Below are 16,644 nucleotides of genomic sequence, written 5' to 3' on the forward strand. Positions count from 1 at the left end.
GAAATGTTTGGCAAGGGTAGCTTATCGTTGAGCTACCCTTGTCTAACTATGGTTTCGACACAGGACGATCAATAACCAGGATTCTGTTTAAGTGTTGGCTTGCCAGCAACAAAACTTTGCGTGATAGCATAATCCGGAATGGGCTGGTATTCACTTTTGTTTTTGGTAAACTTAACGCCACTGCCCAAGGCCAGCGAACGGCGCACACTTTCTTTAGGTAAATATTCGGTGTTAATAACCTGATCGGCAATGCCCCAGCGAACCAGGTCGAAGAAGCGGTGCCCCTCCATTCCTAACTCGATTCTCCGTTCAAAGCGAACGGCTTTTCGGGCAACCTCTTTGCTGGCCCAGGCTGTAGCATAGGGACTAACTACATACCTGGCAGCATTGGCGGTTCCGTCCAGCGTTTTGATGGGTGAAGCCGCAGCTCGGGCACGAACGCGATTGACGTATTCACGCGCTTTATCCAGACTACCGACTTCTACTTCGCATTCAGCCGCCATCAATAACACGTCGGCAAACCGCATCAAATCATAATTCAAGGCGCTGGCAATGCCAAAACTAGCCCGGACCACCTGCCCCGAACTATACTCGACCGACGCGAAAACGTGCTTCTTACCCGTGAATGGCCCACCATTGGTAATCGACTCACCAGGAGGGGCCGTGAAAGCAACCCCCGTCATCATACCCCAGTCCAGATAGGGAATACCCCGGCGCCCAACAGTATGGTCTAAACGAGGGTCCAGATTACCCGCGTAGGGCGTAAACGAGCTGGCATCCGGCACCATCTCATTCGACGTAACATCGACATCGTTATACGTATCAAGTAAGGGCAGGCCATTTTCATCGGTGCGGAACGCGTTGACCAAGTTTTGTGACGGTCGGTAAAACCAGGAGTTCGTGCCACCTGCAATACCGTTGGGGTAACAAAGGATGGCTTCCCGAAACCCGTTCGTATTGTCGCTGGCTCCATCACCAATGGCGCTTTGTACCTCCAGCATCGACTCTTTACTGTTTTGTGTCGCGATCCGAAAGTTCTCGCCAAAGCCCGTCGTTAAGTCCAGCTTTACACCCTGACTGGTTTTACCTTGACCAATGATAACATCAAATAGTGCCTTGGCCTCCGTGAATTTACTCTGATACAGATACGCCTTGGCCAGATACGCCCCGGCCGTCCATTTATTGACCCGGCCTTTCCCCGTTTTCATTTCGTCCAGATTATCATAAGCGAATTTAAAGTCGGTTTCCAGTTGAGGCCAGATGTTGACATAGTTACCACTCGCATCGGTATTCGGGATTTTATAATCAGTGGCTTTTTCATCCACGAAGGGAATGTTGCCAAAGATTTTCTTTCCCTCAAAATGATGGAAAGCACGCAGGAAACGAGCCTCGCCCTCGATCTGTTTTTTCAGGGCATCCGTTAGGGCAGGATCGGTTGCTTTGGCCAGTTCTTTCAAGACGATATTGGTCCGGCCAATACCATCGAAAATACCATTCCAGCGGGCCAGTAATTGGGAGTTCGTGGTGGGGGTTGCATACTGCATCACCTGGTTAATTTCGCTTTGGTCGGTGAAATTAGTGCCGCCCTTATAGGCATCTCCCCCGGTTATACTGCCCCATATCCAGTTGTAGGTTCCACTAAGGCCCAGGAAGTTGGCCGATAAATTTCCATCTAGCGTAGCATAAGCATCAATTAAAAACCCATCGATCCCTTTTTTGCTAAGTAGATCGCTTTCGTTATAAACGCCCTGGAGCCCCAGGTCAAGAAATTGTTGTTTGCAGGCCGAAAGGGTAGCCAGCGAAAGCAATAAGGTGAGTGCCGTATAATTTAGAATCGGTTTCATAGCGGAATGGCGGAGTTAAAAGGATACGTTTAGGCCCAATAAAAACTGACGCGGATTGGGATACCCGGAATAATCAACGCCCAGATTCTGGTCGCTGCTGGCTGTTTGCTCAACCGATGCGCCCGATACGAGTCCCAGGTCAGGATCAGCTCCGCTGTATTTGGTAATGGTGAAGAAATTCTGCGCCTGCGCGTATATCCGAAGGTTACTCAGCTTAATGGTCTTCAGTAACGTTTTGGGAAAGCTGTAGCCCAACTGGATGGTTTTACCCCGCAGATACGACCCATTCTCTACGTAAAACGAACTCGAATTGCCCGTCACGAAGGCCGTATAGCCATTGGTGGCTCCTACACCCAATTGGGGCGTCTTGGCGGTAGCGGCAGTTTCGGGTGTCCAGGCATCATATAATTTCCCGGAAGCAACGGAACCTCCCAACACACCCATGTAGGTAAAGTACTTGGTATAATTATAGAGCTGATTTCCCTGGTTCCAGAATACAAAACTGCTGAGATCAAATCCCTTCCAGCTAAAGCCGAGGTTCAGTCCCATTTGAAAATTGGGATGGGGAGACCCCAGCACGGTTCGGTCGGCAGTAGTGATGTTACCATCTCCGTTTATGTCTTTATATTTCCAGGAACCTACTACACCCGATGCACCATTGATTTTAGGGCCCGCATTAACCTCCTCCTGGCTATTATAAAAACCATCTAGTTGATACCCGTAAAAGGACGAGACAGCCTGTCCCTGCGTTGTAATCAGGGCATTGGTTATCCGGCTCGCGGCTACCAGCTGCGCGGTATTTTCGTCGTTGAGTTTGGTCAGCTGGTTTTTGTAGTGGGTAAATGTCAGGGTCGCATCATATTTCAACTCCGATGTGATACGCCCCTGATTCGTTATTTGCAGGTCTATACCTGTATTGCGCATGGTTCCCAGATTGACCAATGGCTTGGTTACCAGCAATTCCAGTCCATTTCGCAGACTAGGCACCAGTAAGTCACGCGTGTTTTTTGTATACACGTCGACGGCGAAACTCCATTTGCCTTGCATTATGGTGGCATCCAGACCAAGATTGGTGGTTTCGGTGGTTTCCCATTTGGTTAGCAAATTACCCTGTGAACTAGCCCCATAACCCTGCGTTGAGCCGATATTAATCCCATTAATATCGTAGTAGTTACTGCCCGGCGAAGCGCTGTAGGTTGAATACTGATTGAAGGCGGGCACGTTGGAAATACTGCCCATCTGACCCCAGCCAGCGCGTAGTTTTAACTCATTGAGCCAGCTAAACGATTTCAGGAATGCTTCGTCGGAAATACGCCAGCCGACACCGAGAGACGGGAAATTGGCATAGCGTACATTGGGTCCAAAGAGCGATGATCCATCCCGACGAAAGGTAGCATTCAACAAATACCTGTCTTTAAAAATATAGTCGAGCCGACCGAAATAGGAAAAGAGTGAATTGCTGAATAGCAGCGTATTCCGGTTAATATCAGCATCGTTGGCACTAACATCGCCCAGCGACTGCGGCAAACCCGTATTGAGCGACAGGAAATTGTTGGACTCAAAATCATAGTTACTCTTGGCCCCAAACAAACCTCGTCCTGTATTTTTAATGGCTTCGGTACCGAGCAAAACCTTTACGTCGTGCAACTGAGCAATCTTTTTCTGGTACGTCAGCGTGTTGCTCCATGTCCAGCTCAGGTAATTATTCGAAGCCTCGGTCAACTGGGTCACTCGTCGTGACTGGCTGGCCTCGTATTCTTTTAAAAAGGCCCGCTGAAGCGTTCCATTACGTGCATCAACACCGATAGAGGTTCGCAAGGCCAGGTCTTTATTGATGTTCACCTGTGCAAAGACATTCCCAAACGCTCTCAGATTCTGATTTGTCCAGTCTTTCCGGCGCTCCAGATACGATACCGGATTATAGCCAACGCCAGCAGTTCCTCCAACGAGTGAGCCCCCGTAGCCGCCCTTACTATCATAAACGGGTATAAAGGACGCACTTCGGAGCGCATACGCCCAGGCACTGGTTTCGCCAATGACGGTAGCATCGCCCCGCCGATTGTCGTACGAAACCTGAATATTTTCCCCCACGGTTAAAAAATTAGTGGGACTAAAGCTGGAATTAAGTCGTAGTGAATACCGATCGTAGCCCGTATTTTTGAAGGTGCCCTGCTGATTAAAATAATTCATGCCCAGCGAAAAGGTCGATTTATCGTTGCCTCCGCTAGCCGTTAGCTGATGGCTCTGAATAATGCCCTTTTGCGACATAGCATCGAACCAGTTGGTACCCGGACTGGTCTGAAAAATCTGGTACGGATTCGTATAATCAGCAATGGTATATAAATCTGGATTTGCGCGCGGGTCACTGGCTGAGACGCCCCCTTTGAATCCATTGCTAACGATGTAGCGATCAGGAATGGCAAATGACCCATGCTGACCAAAAATCGGGTCCACAAACGTGGATGCGGTCGTTTTATCCAGATACGTCAGTAATTCACTCGTGTTTAACAGCTTAGGAATTCGGTTGAGCGGGGTTGACTGAATACCATAATACATATCGTAGGTAAGGGTCGTTTTGCCCATTTTTCCGCCTTTAGTCGTTATAATAATGACCCCATTGGCAGCTCTGGCCCCATAGATCGATGCCGAGGAGGCATCTTTCAACACCTGGATCGATTCTACATCCTGCGGATTAATACGCGAGGCATCGGTGGTTGGAACGCCGTCGATTACGTAGAGTGGATTGTTGTTTCCATAGGAGGCAAAGCCACGGATACGGATAGAGGCCGAACTACCTGGATCGCCGGTGCTACTGACCGTAACCCCGGCTGCCCGGCCCTGCAATTGGGCTATCAAATTTGCAGATGGTGTAGCATTCAGGTCGCTGGCTTTCACGACGGATACGGCCCCGATGATGTCTTTTTTCTGTTGGGTGGTATAGCCCGTTACGACTACTTCGGTGAGTTGGTTGTTACTCGCTTCCAGTTGCACCTTGATTTCGGTTCGGTTTCCTACCGAAACCTCTTTTGTCGTATAGCCGACGAAACTGAATAGTAAAACTGAGCTCGCATCGGTAACGCTAATTCGGTACACACCGCCCGCATCGGTTGTTGTGCCACGCGGAGTCCCTTTAACCACTACTGTGACGCCCGGTAGTGCTTCGCCTTTTTCGTCCGTAACGGTACCAGAAACGGATATATCCGCAATTGATTCTGTGTCGGAATCTGGTTCATATTGAATCCTTACTTCATCGGATTGCGTCGTCAAGGGCGATAAAACAATCTGATTTTTAATGACTTTATACTTGATTTGTAGGGGATGAAGCAGCCGGTCCAGCACTTGCCCTAACGATTCATTGACGATAGTAAACGTCATACGTTGGGTAGCCATCACGAGTTTGGATCGGTAGGTAAACTTTACCTCCGCCTGTTTCTCAATACTTGCCAGAACACTGATAAAGTCCTGGTTAGTGATTCGCAGGTTTATTTTTCGATCCAAGAGTTCCTGGGCTGTAACTTCCCGAGCCAAAGACACCCCTGCGAATATGATCGCTATCGAAATATGCAGGAGCGATAGTTTCATGAGGTGAATCAGTTTTTTTTTGATTCGTACTGTTTTTTTCATTGATTTGACGGGTTTTTGTAATTGAAAGACACAAAAACGAACCTTCACACCCGCTGGAACGGGATACTGGTTATGTCAGTAGAGAAGGTCATTTAGAAGCCGGTAACGCTGGAACCGTTACCGGTTTTTTTAATGGATTATCGGATTGAGCTATTGTGGCATAGGCAGGTAGGTTTGGATACGTTCAGAATTGGATTATTCACAGCCTTTACTCTCGATAATAATTTGGGCATCTACAAGTTTATAGGTGGCCCCAATCGCTTCGCAGAGTATATCCATTTTTTCAAATAAATTTTCGTTGTCCAGCGAAGTTGTCAGTCGGCAATTGCTCAGTTGTTGCTCGTCGAAAATGAGCTCTACCCCATACGTTTTTTCAATGGCCTGCAAAATCTCAGGCAAGCGTGCGTTCCGAAATGAAAACTGCTGCAACTCAGTTTGCGGGATAATCGGGATTGGTTTGTCGATGAGAGTACGGGTAAAGTGAGCGTCCGTTTTTGTAAAATCGGCTTGCTGATTCGGAGTCAGGATGAGTCCGTCCTGTTCAGGATCAGGATGTTTTCGGCTTTGGGTCGGGAAAACAGATACCCGCCCAGTTTTCACCATTACTTTGATTTGCTGATCCTGGTCATAGGCGCTCACGCGGAAACTAGTGCCCAGTACCTTCGTCGTAATGGCATTCGCACGGACCAGAAAGGGTTTGGCTGGATTTTTCTGTACGTCAAAAAAAGCTTCTCCGACCAGGAAAACCTCTCGGATGGTATCGGCAAATGCTTTTCGATACTGAAGTTGTGAACGGGGTTCCAGTGATGCCTGGCTTCCATCAGGCAAGTTCACTATCTGGACGGTGGCAGTCGTATTAACGACTTGCTCAAACAGCCTGGAATCAAGGGGAACTGTCGCATCAGAATAGGCGATTCGGGAGGTATCTTTCTGCGTAAACCACCAGCCTCCAACTGCAATAAGTAGGCTAATGGAGGCCGCGACCCACCAACCCGACCATTGATGTAAAGGACGAACGGGCGTTTCCTGCTTATTTTCTAAAATTCGCTTATAGATTAAGTCAACTTGCTGTTCCGACGGAAAATCAGCCTCGACCTGCCCATGTAAAGTAAGCAGAAATTCCCGCGCCTGCCGGATGGAATCCCGTTGACGAGGAAAGTTTAGCAAAACGTCAGCCCAGAAAGCATCGTCACTGGGCGTTCCCTGCAACACCCATTTCCGAAAAGCGGGGTCCTGCAAAAAATCATCAGTCGTATAATTCTGGTACATCAAAGCAGTTCTTTTTAGTGAGAATAGTACATTATTTCAACTCACTAAGAAAGAGACTGCTTTAACTCGATTTAAACCTATTTAACTATAAAAAAATTTAAGTCCCCAGCCAATGCCTAAAAGGCAGACCATGAACGCCAGTCTTCTCAGGGTATGTAGTGCTTTTTGGATCACATTACGGGCCCCTTGTTCGCTAATATTCATGATGGCGGCTATCTCGGAATAACTAAAATCCTGATAATAGCGTAGCAGTAAAGCCTCATATTGACGGGCAGGCAAACAGGTCAGCCAGGATTTAAGCTGAGTGGTTTGAATCTCAATTTCTTCCTCAGAAATTATATCTGCTTCTACTGAGTCCAGGGTAGGTTGCTCATAATCGGCTTCGGGATTAAATGGTTTGGTATATTCATCCTCAGGACGGAGCGAGCGATGAATTTTACGGCGTAGCGAGCGAAATAAGTAAAATCGAACGGACTTGGCTTCAGCCAGTTGAGAACGAGTACGCCACAGATCGGTAAACAAATCCTGAATGGCATCCTCAACCACGGTCGAATCGCGGTTAATTTTCATGCCATAACTATACAGCACGCGAACAAAGCGTTGGTAGATCCAGGCAAAAGCGACCTCCTCACCATTCCTGAAACGATTCCAATAGAGTCGATCTTCCTGATCGGATGCTCCAATATCTTTCACGCCACAAAATAATGCGATTTTTCCCTATTATTCTTCTAATTAATCGAAGCTATACAAAAACAGCTTCGATTAATTAGTTTTAGTGATTACGAACAGATTGTATTCAAAAGGGAAGATTATATGTCTTAACCAATAAGTATACTATAAGAAATTTTCCATTTCGGCTATAAAATATTTTTCAATAGGTTTCAATTTTATAGTTGCTTTAGTGCAAATTACTTCACTAGTCTATTCGTTCACGAAAACCCTCTTTTTTGTACGAAGGCATCAGATAAAAACGCATTATTGGCATAGCTATGCCGAATCAACTAAAATGAACATGAGAAATTGGCTAATACTCATTGCACTGATTGGTCTAATCAGCTCCTTTAAACCCAAAGAGCTTACCTGGATCGCGATCGGTGATTCGATCACGTACTTGAATGAGCATCGGGACGAAACCGGGAATCGGATTACAAAAGGATACATGACCCGAGTTACGGAACAACTTCCCTATATTCATTACACCAATCAAGGCCACAATGGCTGGACTGCTATTAAGATTGCGCAGGAAATTGAGAAGTTAGGATTGACAAAAGCGGATATTTATTCGGTCTTTCTGGGCACCAACGATTGGTGGGCTGGCCGGCCATTGGGTCGTTTTGACGATTATCAACGGAATACAGGGAGCACGACTGTGTATGGCTCGTTCCGGATTATTATCGACAAACTACGTAGTCTTAACCCGCAAGCGCATATCCTGTTGATCACTCCCATGCAACGGGTGGATTTTGTCTATCTGGCCAATATGAAAAATAACGCTTTTGGCTCATATAAAGCCAAAAACGGGCAATTCCTCGAATCCATCGCCAATGCCATCGATTCCATTGGCCGTCACGAAAAATTTGAGGTCGTTGATCTTTATCACCAGAATGGCTTGCAGCTAAAAAAGCTCGTTAAGTATAAGCGACTGAAAAATCCGGAGACGGGTGTTTACACCAATTATCCCTATCCTAAATTCATTGATGTGCCCTTTGATCCTGAAAAGGACGAGTATCCGTATCCGGTTGACGCGATAGACCGAACGTATGATGGTCTGCACCCATCCGATAAAGGATACGCCCTGATCAGCCGTAAATTGGTAAAGGCCATGAAAAGATACTAGCTATCCAATCAATCGTTTCAGGCCAAACTTTTCTAATTTCTCCCGCTCTCCTGCAACGGTATTGGCGGCTATTTCACCAAACGAAGCACCCTGTTTGTAGCCGTGGCCCGAATCGCCACCCATTACCCATAGGTTATTGGCGCCGGGATGTGTATCCAGAATAAAATCGGTGTCGGGGGTGCTGGTATACTGGCAGACACGTTGCTCGATCAGTGGCTGGCCAACCATTTTAGGGAACCGTCTGGCAATTACGTTTAATGCCATATCCAGTTCTTCTGGTTTTACTGAGCGATTGTAGGTATCAAATCGATCGGTAACGTTATTGTCTGGGGGAGTTAATCCCAGTTTGAACCCACGAAAATCACTTCCCGGCACACCAAAGGAGCGGAATGGGCCGGTCATGTCCCGATCCATCCAGGTCGGCAGTTTATTTTCCATAAGGTCGGATTGACCCGCCGGGCTTGCAAAGAAGAAAACTAACGCTCGGGTCACGGCGAGTTTCTTCGTGAGTTCCGGGAAAAGACGCGTCAACCACGGCCCACAGGCAAACAGGAACTGATCGGCCTCAAGCACATTGCCATTGGCAAGGGTCACCGAAGTTGCTTTGCCGCCTTTAATGGATTCCTGTTTTACCTGCTGTTGTAGAAACGTACCGCCTTCTTTGACAAACAAATCACACACCGCCTGACATCCCTTGCGGGCATCCAGATAACCCGCCGTTGGATCGTACATCACATGATCCAGTCCTTCTGTTCCTATTTGCGGCCATCGTTTGACGGCATCATCAAGGCTTACTTTCTCGAGGGGCAGGCCAGCCTTTTTGTAGATGGCCACAGCGGCTTCCGATTCAGCTTTGCTGGATGGATAATTGAACAGGAGCAATCCATTCTGGTGCAGAAGTTTTTGCCCCATGCGAGGCTCGTTCTCCTTCCAGAGTGTGATGGCGCGCATCGCCATGTCGACGTATATGGGATCACTGTAATAGGCCCGAATCAAGCGGGTTTCTCCACCCGAACTTGACTGGTTGTTACCAGGTCCGAATTGATCAACGAGCGTTACTTTATACCCTTTTCGCAGTAAATGCAAAGCCGTCCAGCCACCAAACGCTCCCGCGCCCACAACCACAATCTTCCCATTTTTCGCAGGCTGTTTGATGAACGATGCCGTACCCGCCTGCGATTCTAAAGGCAAAGCGGTTCCTAAGGCGCTCAGCATTGCGCCCTGGAGACCATACGTCAATAACTGGCGTCGGTCGATGTGCCCTGGCTTAACTTCATTCTGGCTGTTGATTGCCATGTTATCAATTCATTGATTTAGGACTTTGGCTTCGGGCCATAGAGCCGTGCCACCGCACGGCAGACCGTGGTTTGTTTGCGCATTACCAGTAACCGTGGCACGGCTCTATGGCTCGAAGCCAAAGTCCTATGATTATAAGCGAAAGGAAATTAACGGAGTGATCCTAGACAGCATCGGAAAGGGATGTGAACGTAAACTCCCTGATTTTCATGGCCGGAATGAGGTAGTTGGCAAATGAGCCTTCACTACTCACGACCCGTTCCACCTTACCGAGTGTTTCGAGATTGTTAAGCATGATAACCGGGCTTTCGTTAAACCGGAAATTCTTGACAGGATGCTTTATTTTACCGTTTTCAATGTAAAATGTCCCATCACGAGTCAGACCGGTGACCAACAGCGATTGAGGATCAACGGAGCGGATATACCAGAATTTGGTTACCAAAATACCACGTTGTGTGGTTTTGATCAGTTCTTCCAGCGTGGCGCTCCCTCCTGCCATCATGAAATTGGTCGGGGGCGGTACCGCCTTTACGCCTTTTTTCTGGGCCCAGAAACGTGAATACGATAAATTTTTGACCACTCCTTTCTCGATCCAGTTGATTTTCTCCTGAGTCCGACCATCCGACGACCAGGGTGAAGCGGGCAACTCCGGATTAGTCGGGTCCGAATAAATCGTAACCCGCTCGTCCATAATCCGCTCCCCGAGTTTCGTTTTCCCGCCGGGTTTGCTCAGAAACGAGCGGCCTTCGTCGGCACTACGGGCATCCAGACTACGGAACAGGTGTTCGAGCAGTACGGCAGCCGCGAGCGGTTCCAGAATAACGGTATATTTACCCGGCTCAATGGCTCGCGCTCCTACAGAGCCAAGGGCTTTCTGAAGGGCAATCTGGGTTGAGGAGTTGGTATTCAGCTTCGTAAAATCGCTCACTCCCTGAGCGGCAAAACCCGAGCCGGTTCCGTCTTCGGTACGGATCGTCGAACTGAAGTTTACGATCGTTCGGGGGTAATAGGCAAACAAGCCTTTATTATTCATTATGGCTGAGTAGCCAACCCGATCTTCCAGATAACCGGCCACAGTCTGGTTTTTCGAACGGGCGATCTGAATACTTTGGGCAACGGCTTTGGCCCGATTTTCCGCTGAAATGGTAGCCGTTGAATCAAAGAAGCCGCTCGGTGGTAAATATGACTGAGGGCCCAGCAATTCGACGTATTCAGGATTTTCGGGAGCCAGCCTGGCCAGTTCCTCCGATCGGCGCACAACTTTTTCCAGCGAGGCATCGTCAAATTCATCGATGGTAGCCACCCCAACTTTTTTACCAAAAGCCGACTGTACGGCTAACCGCTTATAAACCAATGAGCCACAGGTTGAGACTTTATTACGGGCATACCGAATATTGCTCCATTCCTCGCCCTGTAAATTCACCTCGCATTCATCAGCTTTGGAATACGTTAACACTTTAGCCAATAGGGCTTTTACGTCAGCTTCGGGAAGAATTATAGACATGGTTATCGATTTGATTCTTACGGTATCTGGTTTACAGCAGCCAACGCAATAAGCCCTATCGTAAACCACATTCCGGAAAGCGATTAGATTTTTCTGGCGGTATTAATCACATTGACACCGTTGAAACGAGCCGTTGCGCTGCCGTGAGAAACGGCATTGATTTGGATGGGCTGTCCTTTTCCATCAAAAAATGACCCGCCCAACCGATAGTCCCGTTCATCGCAGACCTTGACGCAGGAATTCCAGAATTCCTGCGTATTTGACTGATAGGCCACATCTTTGAGCATGCCGACAATCTGACCGTCTTTAATTTCGTAGAACAATTGCCCTCCAAACTGGAAGTTATACCGCTGCTGATCGATTGAGTACGAACCGTCGCCAATGATATAGATACCTTTTTTCACGTCTTTAATCAATTCATCGACAGACAGTTGTTCTTTCCCGGCGGCCAGCGACACATTGGCCATGCGCTGAAACTGAACAGACCCCCAGTTATCGGCATAACAGCATCCCTGCGACTCGCTCTCACCCAGCATATGGACCTGATCGCGAATAGCCTGATAATTGACCAGAATCCCATCTTTGACCAGATCCCAACGCTTTGTTTGCACGCCCTCATCGTCGTAACCAACAGCTCCCAGCGAACCAACCTGTGTTTTATCGGCAAAGAGGTTGACCTGCTTACTACCATAATTGAAACGTTTGGTTTTCCATTTATCAAGGGTGGCAAATGAGGTTCCGGCAAAATTGGCTTCGTAGCCTAAGACACGGTCGAGTTCGAGCGGGTGCCCAACCGATTCGTGGATGGTCAGCCAGGTGTGCGATGGATCGAGCACCAGGTCGTATTTACCCGCTTCAACCGATTTAGCCGTGAGTTTTTGTTTGGCCTGTTTGGCAGCCGCTACAACATCCTCCAGCATGTCATAGCCCTGGTTATACCGGGTCGTGATGCCCGTTATTTTATCACTCGGATTAACCTGCAGGTATTCATAGCCCATACCCATTGGGGCGCTGAGGGCATCTCTTGTTTCAAACTTACCGCTCTTGGGATCGATAACCGTTACGGTAAAGCCAGGCCAAAGTCGATGAATATCCTGATCGACATAAGAACCATCTGAGGAGGCAAAATACTTCTGTTCGTTAACCAGAAATAATTGGGAGTTCACAAAGTTGGCTCCGTTTTTTAACGCTGCCCCATTGACCGCCATCAGCAGGTCCACTTTCTCCTTGATAGGAATCTCAAACGCATTTTTCTGAATCGGCGTTTTCCAGTTTCTTTCGCCAAAGCCTTTCTGAGGAGCCAATTGCACAGGCTCTTCCGAAAGCATGGCATTGGCTTTTGCCATCGCTACGGCCTTTTCGGCGGCTTTTGCCAATTCGGCTTCTGTCTTCGCATCACCGATAGCAGCAAACCCCCAACAGCCATCGACAATGACACGCACACCTACACCATAAGACTCCGTATTGGTAATGCTCTGAACCTTGTCTTCACGGGTAATTACGAATTGGTTGAGATAGCGGCCGATGCGGACATCGGCATACGTTGCCCCTTTCGACTTGGCGGCATTCAGAGCAGCATCGGCCAGCCTTTTTTTTACGGATACATCCAGGCCCGGATTCAGCAGGGCTTCGGGCGATACCTGACGACCAAAAACGGGAATTTGTGTCAGCGTTAATGCACTGATACCTTTTCCCGTTACGTACATAAAATCTCTTCGATTCAAGATTGTTTTCCTGCGTTTTGGTTTACAACTAACTGATTTGTTTAGCGCAATAGACAGCAATCAGCACTGTTGCTAAACAGAGGCAATTGAACAAGGAGGAAAAGTAGGCTATTCAAAATAGTATCGCAATATTATTTCAACTTATTCTCATTTATTATAGATAAAATTCTAAAATTAATTAATATATCAAAATAAAATATCAAACTATTAGACTTTCACACTAGACTGGTATATTCATTAACAAGTAACCTGGACCGATTTATTCTTAGGCTATTCGCTGAACCTGGTTTAAAGTCAATTTTGCTGTGGAGACTAAAAGCAAGCGACTAAAAAATTTTATTGAAACGACGCCATCTCGTAAACGTATCTAAATTTGCTCTTTTTACGGTAGTCTATACTTGACAATCCCGGCACGGCGTTTGATAGACAGCTTGTAAATATAACCCATATCTAAATTTAATCATGGCTAATCGAAATGCCTTTCGATCACTCCGCACAATGCTTGTTGCTGTAACTATTATTGGCTGTTTTACGACCGCCTGTAAGAAATCCAGCTCAGGCTCCGACGTTGATCCACGCGATCAGTACGTAGGAACGTATGACGGCGGAGACAAAGGTTACCAAAGTATTATTACTGTAGGCGCGGTAACATTCAATCCCGAATACGGAACAGCGAGTATTGTCGTTACGAAGGGGTCAAATCCGAAAGAACTGTATATTGAATCAGGGCAGCAATCGTATAAAGTGACCGCTGAACTCGATGGCGCTAATTTCACGATAATTGATAAGTCAAGCAGCCAGATTTTTATCCCGCCCAGCAATACATACACAGGTACGTATAAAGCAACGGGCGTCTTCGGGGTCGATCAGGCATCTGGTAAGAATGCGATTGCCATTACGGCAACGACGGAAACGCTGAAAGATGGCTCCCCAATCAGACGGACGGAGATCTATACGGGCTCACGAAAATAACTATCTTCGTGCCGCTTCCTAACTCCGGTTCTTTCATGAAAACATTCGTTTTAACCGGCCTGCTGGCCGGTTTTTTTCTATCTTCCTCCGCACAGAATACCAGTACGCCTGCTGCATCGGCAAACGGAGCGACCAGGTCATCTCTTTTGCAGGATGCTCCGGCAGAATCCGTTGGTATGAGTACAGACCGGCTTCAGCGAATCGATGCTGTGATCAACGATTACATTGCCAGGGGGCGTCAGGCGGGTGTGGCAGTGCTAGTGGCCAGACATGGGAAAATCGTTTATCACAAAGCGTACGGGCAGGATGACATTCAGGCGAAAACACCCCTCAAACGGGATGCTCTTTTTCGGATTGCCTCACAAACAAAAGCACTGACGAGCATTGGGTTGATGATCTTGTTTGAAGAAGGTAAATTTCTGCTCGATGACCCAATTTCGAAGTACATTCCGGCCTTTAAAAACCCGAAAGTGCTGGACAAGTACAACGAGAAAGATACGACTTACACGACCGTTCCTGCCAAGCGCGAAATTACCATTCGGCATTTGCTCACGCATACGTCGGGCATCAGTTACCCAGGTATCGGTACGAAAGAAGCAGTTGCGATTTATGCCAAGAATAAAATTCCGAGCGGTATCGGGACACCCGACGGAACCCTTGCCGATGCCATGAACCGGCTGGGAACCTTACCCCTCATCCATCATCCCGGCGACCGCTGGAGCTATGGTCTCAGCGTTGATGTCGTCGGCTATCTGATAGAAGTACTCTCGGGCCAGTCGCTCGATCAGTTTCTGCGAACACGGCTGTTTGATCCGCTGGGCATGAACGACACTTATTTTTACCTGCCCGCAACGAAGCAGAATCGTCTGACAAAAGTGTATACCGAAGACTCAACCAAGTCTGTTCGGCTAATGCCGTCTCAAAATGGTATATCAGCCGATTATCCGAATAAACCGGGTACATACTATTCGGGGGGAGCCGGTTTGACCTCTACGCTCTACGACTTCGCTATTTTTCTCCAAATGATGCTGAACGGGGGCGAATACAACGGGAAGCGCATCCTTAGCCCGACAACGGTACGCCTTATCACGACGAATCAGATTGGCGCTCTGAATCAGGGAGCCAATAAATTCGGATTAGGATTTTCCATCACCTCGGAGAGCAGTGCGGCTCGCCTGCCGGTATCGCAGGGGTCGTATGATTGGGGAGGTTTCTTCGGCACAACCTACTGGGTTGATCCCAAAGAAGGCATTGTAGGGCTACTATACACCCAGAAAGTCCCGAATAGTTATGGCGATCTGAACGATAAATTCAAAATACTGGTCTACCAGGCAATCACGCAGATGCAGGCTAACTAAATACGGTAGGAATCCGGCATTCATTTCTTTTTAGATCATGAAATACGTCCTTACACTCTCCCTTTTCTTCCTCGTCCAATTGGTACGAGCTCAGTCGGCCGACGAAAAATCGGTCATTGCCGCCGAAAAACAACGTTTCGAGGCCCAGGTCAGCAAAAATTATGCGGTACTTGATCAGGTACTGGCCAATGATCTGGTTTATACACATTCAAACGGCAACACCGATACAAAACAGTCGTATATCCAGTCGATCCGCGATGGTAAATCGAAATACGACGCCATTAACGTAGAAGAACAAAAGGTACGTGTGTATGGCAACACAGCCATTATCAATGGCATTTGCATGATTAAAGCGCTGAATAACGGCGAGACGATCAATACGCACTTAAAGTATACCGATGTCTATGTCCGAAATGGGAAACAATGGCAGATGGTAACGTGGCAGTCGTTCAAGATGGCACAGTAGTCTAAACCCCATCGGTAACGCCGATGGGGTTTGGCTTATACCTTTAAATATTCCCGCAGTTCAGTTGCGTCCTGCGCGTTCATCCGACCAGCGAGCACCAGCCGTAGTTGCCGTCGGCGTAACGCGCTCTCGTAACGATCTTTCTCCTCATTCGTTTCGGGTATCACCGCCGGAACTTCTATGGGCCTACCACTCTGATCAACAGCCACAAACGTATAGAATGCGCTGTTTGTGCTAACCCGTATGCCGGCGGGAATATCTTCGGCCCAGACTTCAATAAATACCTCCATCGACGAACTGAAGGCACGGGTTACCTGGGCTTTCATCGTAACAATGTTACCCAGCCGGATCGGTTCAGAAAAAGACACATTATCAACAGAAGCCGTTACGACAATACGATTGGAGTGTTTTTGAGCAGCAATTGCCGCAGCGATGTCCATGAAGTGCAATAATCGCCCGCCCATCAGGTTATTCAGCGTATTGGTGTCATTGGGCAGTACCATTTCGGTCATTACCGTCATGGAATCGCGGGCAAGTTTGGGTTGAGGCATTTTTTTCGTGAGAAATTATCAATAAACAGGAATGCGTTTATGCAAACCAACTACCGAAAACCGACTTGGGCAAGTACGGAACCCAAAGAACACGAAGTTGTTGGTCAATCCGGCGAGCTATACCTTTAATCCGTTCCGCGCCAGACCGGTCTGGAACGTAAGTGTGTCGCTACGGATCCATCTCCGCATACGACTTAGA

General features: G+C 47.7%; 12 protein-coding genes. 4 read left to right on the top strand and 8 right to left on the bottom strand.

The window, feature by feature from the left end:
- Positions 1 to 68: 68 nt before the first annotated feature.
- From GJR95_RS39390 to GJR95_RS39405, 4 genes are all read right to left on the bottom strand, one after another.
- Positions 69 to 1,844 (bottom strand): RagB/SusD family nutrient uptake outer membrane protein, encoded by a 1,776-nt coding sequence (locus tag GJR95_RS39390; RefSeq protein WP_162391085.1) that lies wholly within the window; start codon positions 1,842 to 1,844, stop codon positions 69 to 71.
- A 15-nt stretch (positions 1,845 to 1,859) separates the two neighbouring features.
- Positions 1,860 to 5,468: a TonB-dependent receptor gene (locus tag GJR95_RS39395; RefSeq protein WP_162391086.1), complete on the bottom strand. Its 3,609-nt coding sequence runs from the start codon at positions 5,466 to 5,468 to the stop codon at positions 1,860 to 1,862.
- A 195-nt stretch (positions 5,469 to 5,663) separates the two neighbouring features.
- Entirely contained in the window at positions 5,664 to 6,737 is a 1,074-nt protein-coding gene (locus GJR95_RS39400) for a FecR family protein (RefSeq protein WP_162391087.1), read from the bottom strand.
- 81 nt (positions 6,738 to 6,818) lie between these two features.
- Entirely contained in the window at positions 6,819 to 7,430 is a 612-nt protein-coding gene (locus GJR95_RS39405) for an RNA polymerase sigma factor (RefSeq protein ID WP_232541012.1), read from the bottom strand.
- Between the two features lie 319 nt (positions 7,431 to 7,749).
- Between GJR95_RS39405 and GJR95_RS39410 the strand changes: the two genes are divergently transcribed.
- The gene (locus GJR95_RS39410; protein WP_162391088.1) at positions 7,750 to 8,574 is read left to right on the top strand and encodes an SGNH/GDSL hydrolase family protein; all 825 of its coding nucleotides are present in this window, start codon (positions 7,750 to 7,752) and stop codon (positions 8,572 to 8,574) included.
- Here GJR95_RS39410 and GJR95_RS39415 read toward each other — a convergent pair whose 3' ends face one another.
- The 3 genes from GJR95_RS39415 to GJR95_RS39425 form a co-directional block, all read right to left on the bottom strand.
- Positions 8,575 to 9,870: an FAD-dependent oxidoreductase gene (locus tag GJR95_RS39415; RefSeq protein WP_162391089.1), complete on the bottom strand. Its 1,296-nt coding sequence runs from the start codon at positions 9,868 to 9,870 to the stop codon at positions 8,575 to 8,577. It lies immediately after the preceding gene.
- A 163-nt stretch (positions 9,871 to 10,033) separates the two neighbouring features.
- Complete coding sequence (locus GJR95_RS39420) at positions 10,034 to 11,374, bottom strand: TldD/PmbA family protein (protein WP_162391090.1); 1,341 nt, start codon at positions 11,372 to 11,374, stop codon at positions 10,034 to 10,036.
- Positions 11,375 to 11,457: 83 nt separating this feature from the next.
- Positions 11,458 to 13,098, bottom strand: a complete 1,641-nt coding sequence (locus tag GJR95_RS39425; RefSeq protein ID WP_162391091.1) for a TldD/PmbA family protein — start codon at positions 13,096 to 13,098, stop codon at positions 11,458 to 11,460.
- Between the two features lie 462 nt (positions 13,099 to 13,560).
- Here GJR95_RS39425 and GJR95_RS39430 point away from each other — a divergent pair, with 462 nt between their 5' ends.
- The 3 genes from GJR95_RS39430 to GJR95_RS39440 are packed head-to-tail and all read left to right on the top strand — an operon-like array spanning position 13,561 to position 15,894.
- Positions 13,561 to 14,070: a hypothetical protein gene (locus GJR95_RS39430; protein ID WP_162391092.1), complete on the top strand. Its 510-nt coding sequence runs from the start codon at positions 13,561 to 13,563 to the stop codon at positions 14,068 to 14,070.
- 35 nt (positions 14,071 to 14,105) lie between these two features.
- Positions 14,106 to 15,428 carry a serine hydrolase domain-containing protein gene (locus GJR95_RS39435; protein ID WP_162391093.1) on the top strand — a complete coding sequence of 441 codons (1,323 nt, stop codon included), beginning with the start codon at positions 14,106 to 14,108 and terminating at the stop codon, positions 15,426 to 15,428.
- Between the two features lie 37 nt (positions 15,429 to 15,465).
- Positions 15,466 to 15,894 (top strand): nuclear transport factor 2 family protein, encoded by a 429-nt coding sequence (locus tag GJR95_RS39440; RefSeq protein WP_162391094.1) that lies wholly within the window; start codon positions 15,466 to 15,468, stop codon positions 15,892 to 15,894.
- 35 nt (positions 15,895 to 15,929) lie between these two features.
- Here the strand turns inward: GJR95_RS39440 and GJR95_RS39445 are convergent, their stop codons facing one another.
- Positions 15,930 to 16,445 (bottom strand): acyl-CoA thioesterase, encoded by a 516-nt coding sequence (locus GJR95_RS39445; RefSeq protein WP_162391095.1) that lies wholly within the window; start codon positions 16,443 to 16,445, stop codon positions 15,930 to 15,932.
- Positions 16,446 to 16,644 lie beyond the last annotated feature (199 nt).

The sequence above is a fragment of the Spirosoma endbachense genome, from assembly GCF_010233585.1.
Taxonomy (GTDB): Bacteria; Bacteroidota; Bacteroidia; order Cytophagales; family Spirosomataceae; genus Spirosoma; species Spirosoma endbachense.

Bases quoted from the DNA above. Each gene is read 5' to 3' on its own strand.
- GJR95_RS39390 (WP_162391085.1), bottom strand. From the start codon at position 1,844: ATGAAACCGATTCTAAATTATACGGCACTCACCTTATTGCTTTCGCTG.
- GJR95_RS39395 (WP_162391086.1), bottom strand. From the start codon at position 5,468: ATGAAAAAAACAGTACGAATCAAAAAAAAACTGATTCACCTCATGAAA.
- GJR95_RS39400 (WP_162391087.1), bottom strand. From the start codon at position 6,737: ATGTACCAGAATTATACGACTGATGATTTTTTGCAGGACCCCGCTTTT.
- GJR95_RS39410 (WP_162391088.1), top strand. From the start codon at position 7,750: ATGAGAAATTGGCTAATACTCATTGCACTGATTGGTCTAATCAGCTCC.
- GJR95_RS39415 (WP_162391089.1), bottom strand. From the start codon at position 9,870: ATGGCAATCAACAGCCAGAATGAAGTTAAGCCAGGGCACATCGACCGA.
- GJR95_RS39420 (WP_162391090.1), bottom strand. From the start codon at position 11,374: ATGTCTATAATTCTTCCCGAAGCTGACGTAAAAGCCCTATTGGCTAAA.
- GJR95_RS39430 (WP_162391092.1), top strand. From the start codon at position 13,561: ATGGCTAATCGAAATGCCTTTCGATCACTCCGCACAATGCTTGTTGCT.
- GJR95_RS39435 (WP_162391093.1), top strand. From the start codon at position 14,106: ATGAAAACATTCGTTTTAACCGGCCTGCTGGCCGGTTTTTTTCTATCT.
- GJR95_RS39440 (WP_162391094.1), top strand. From the start codon at position 15,466: ATGAAATACGTCCTTACACTCTCCCTTTTCTTCCTCGTCCAATTGGTA.
- GJR95_RS39445 (WP_162391095.1), bottom strand. From the start codon at position 16,445: ATGCCTCAACCCAAACTTGCCCGCGATTCCATGACGGTAATGACCGAA.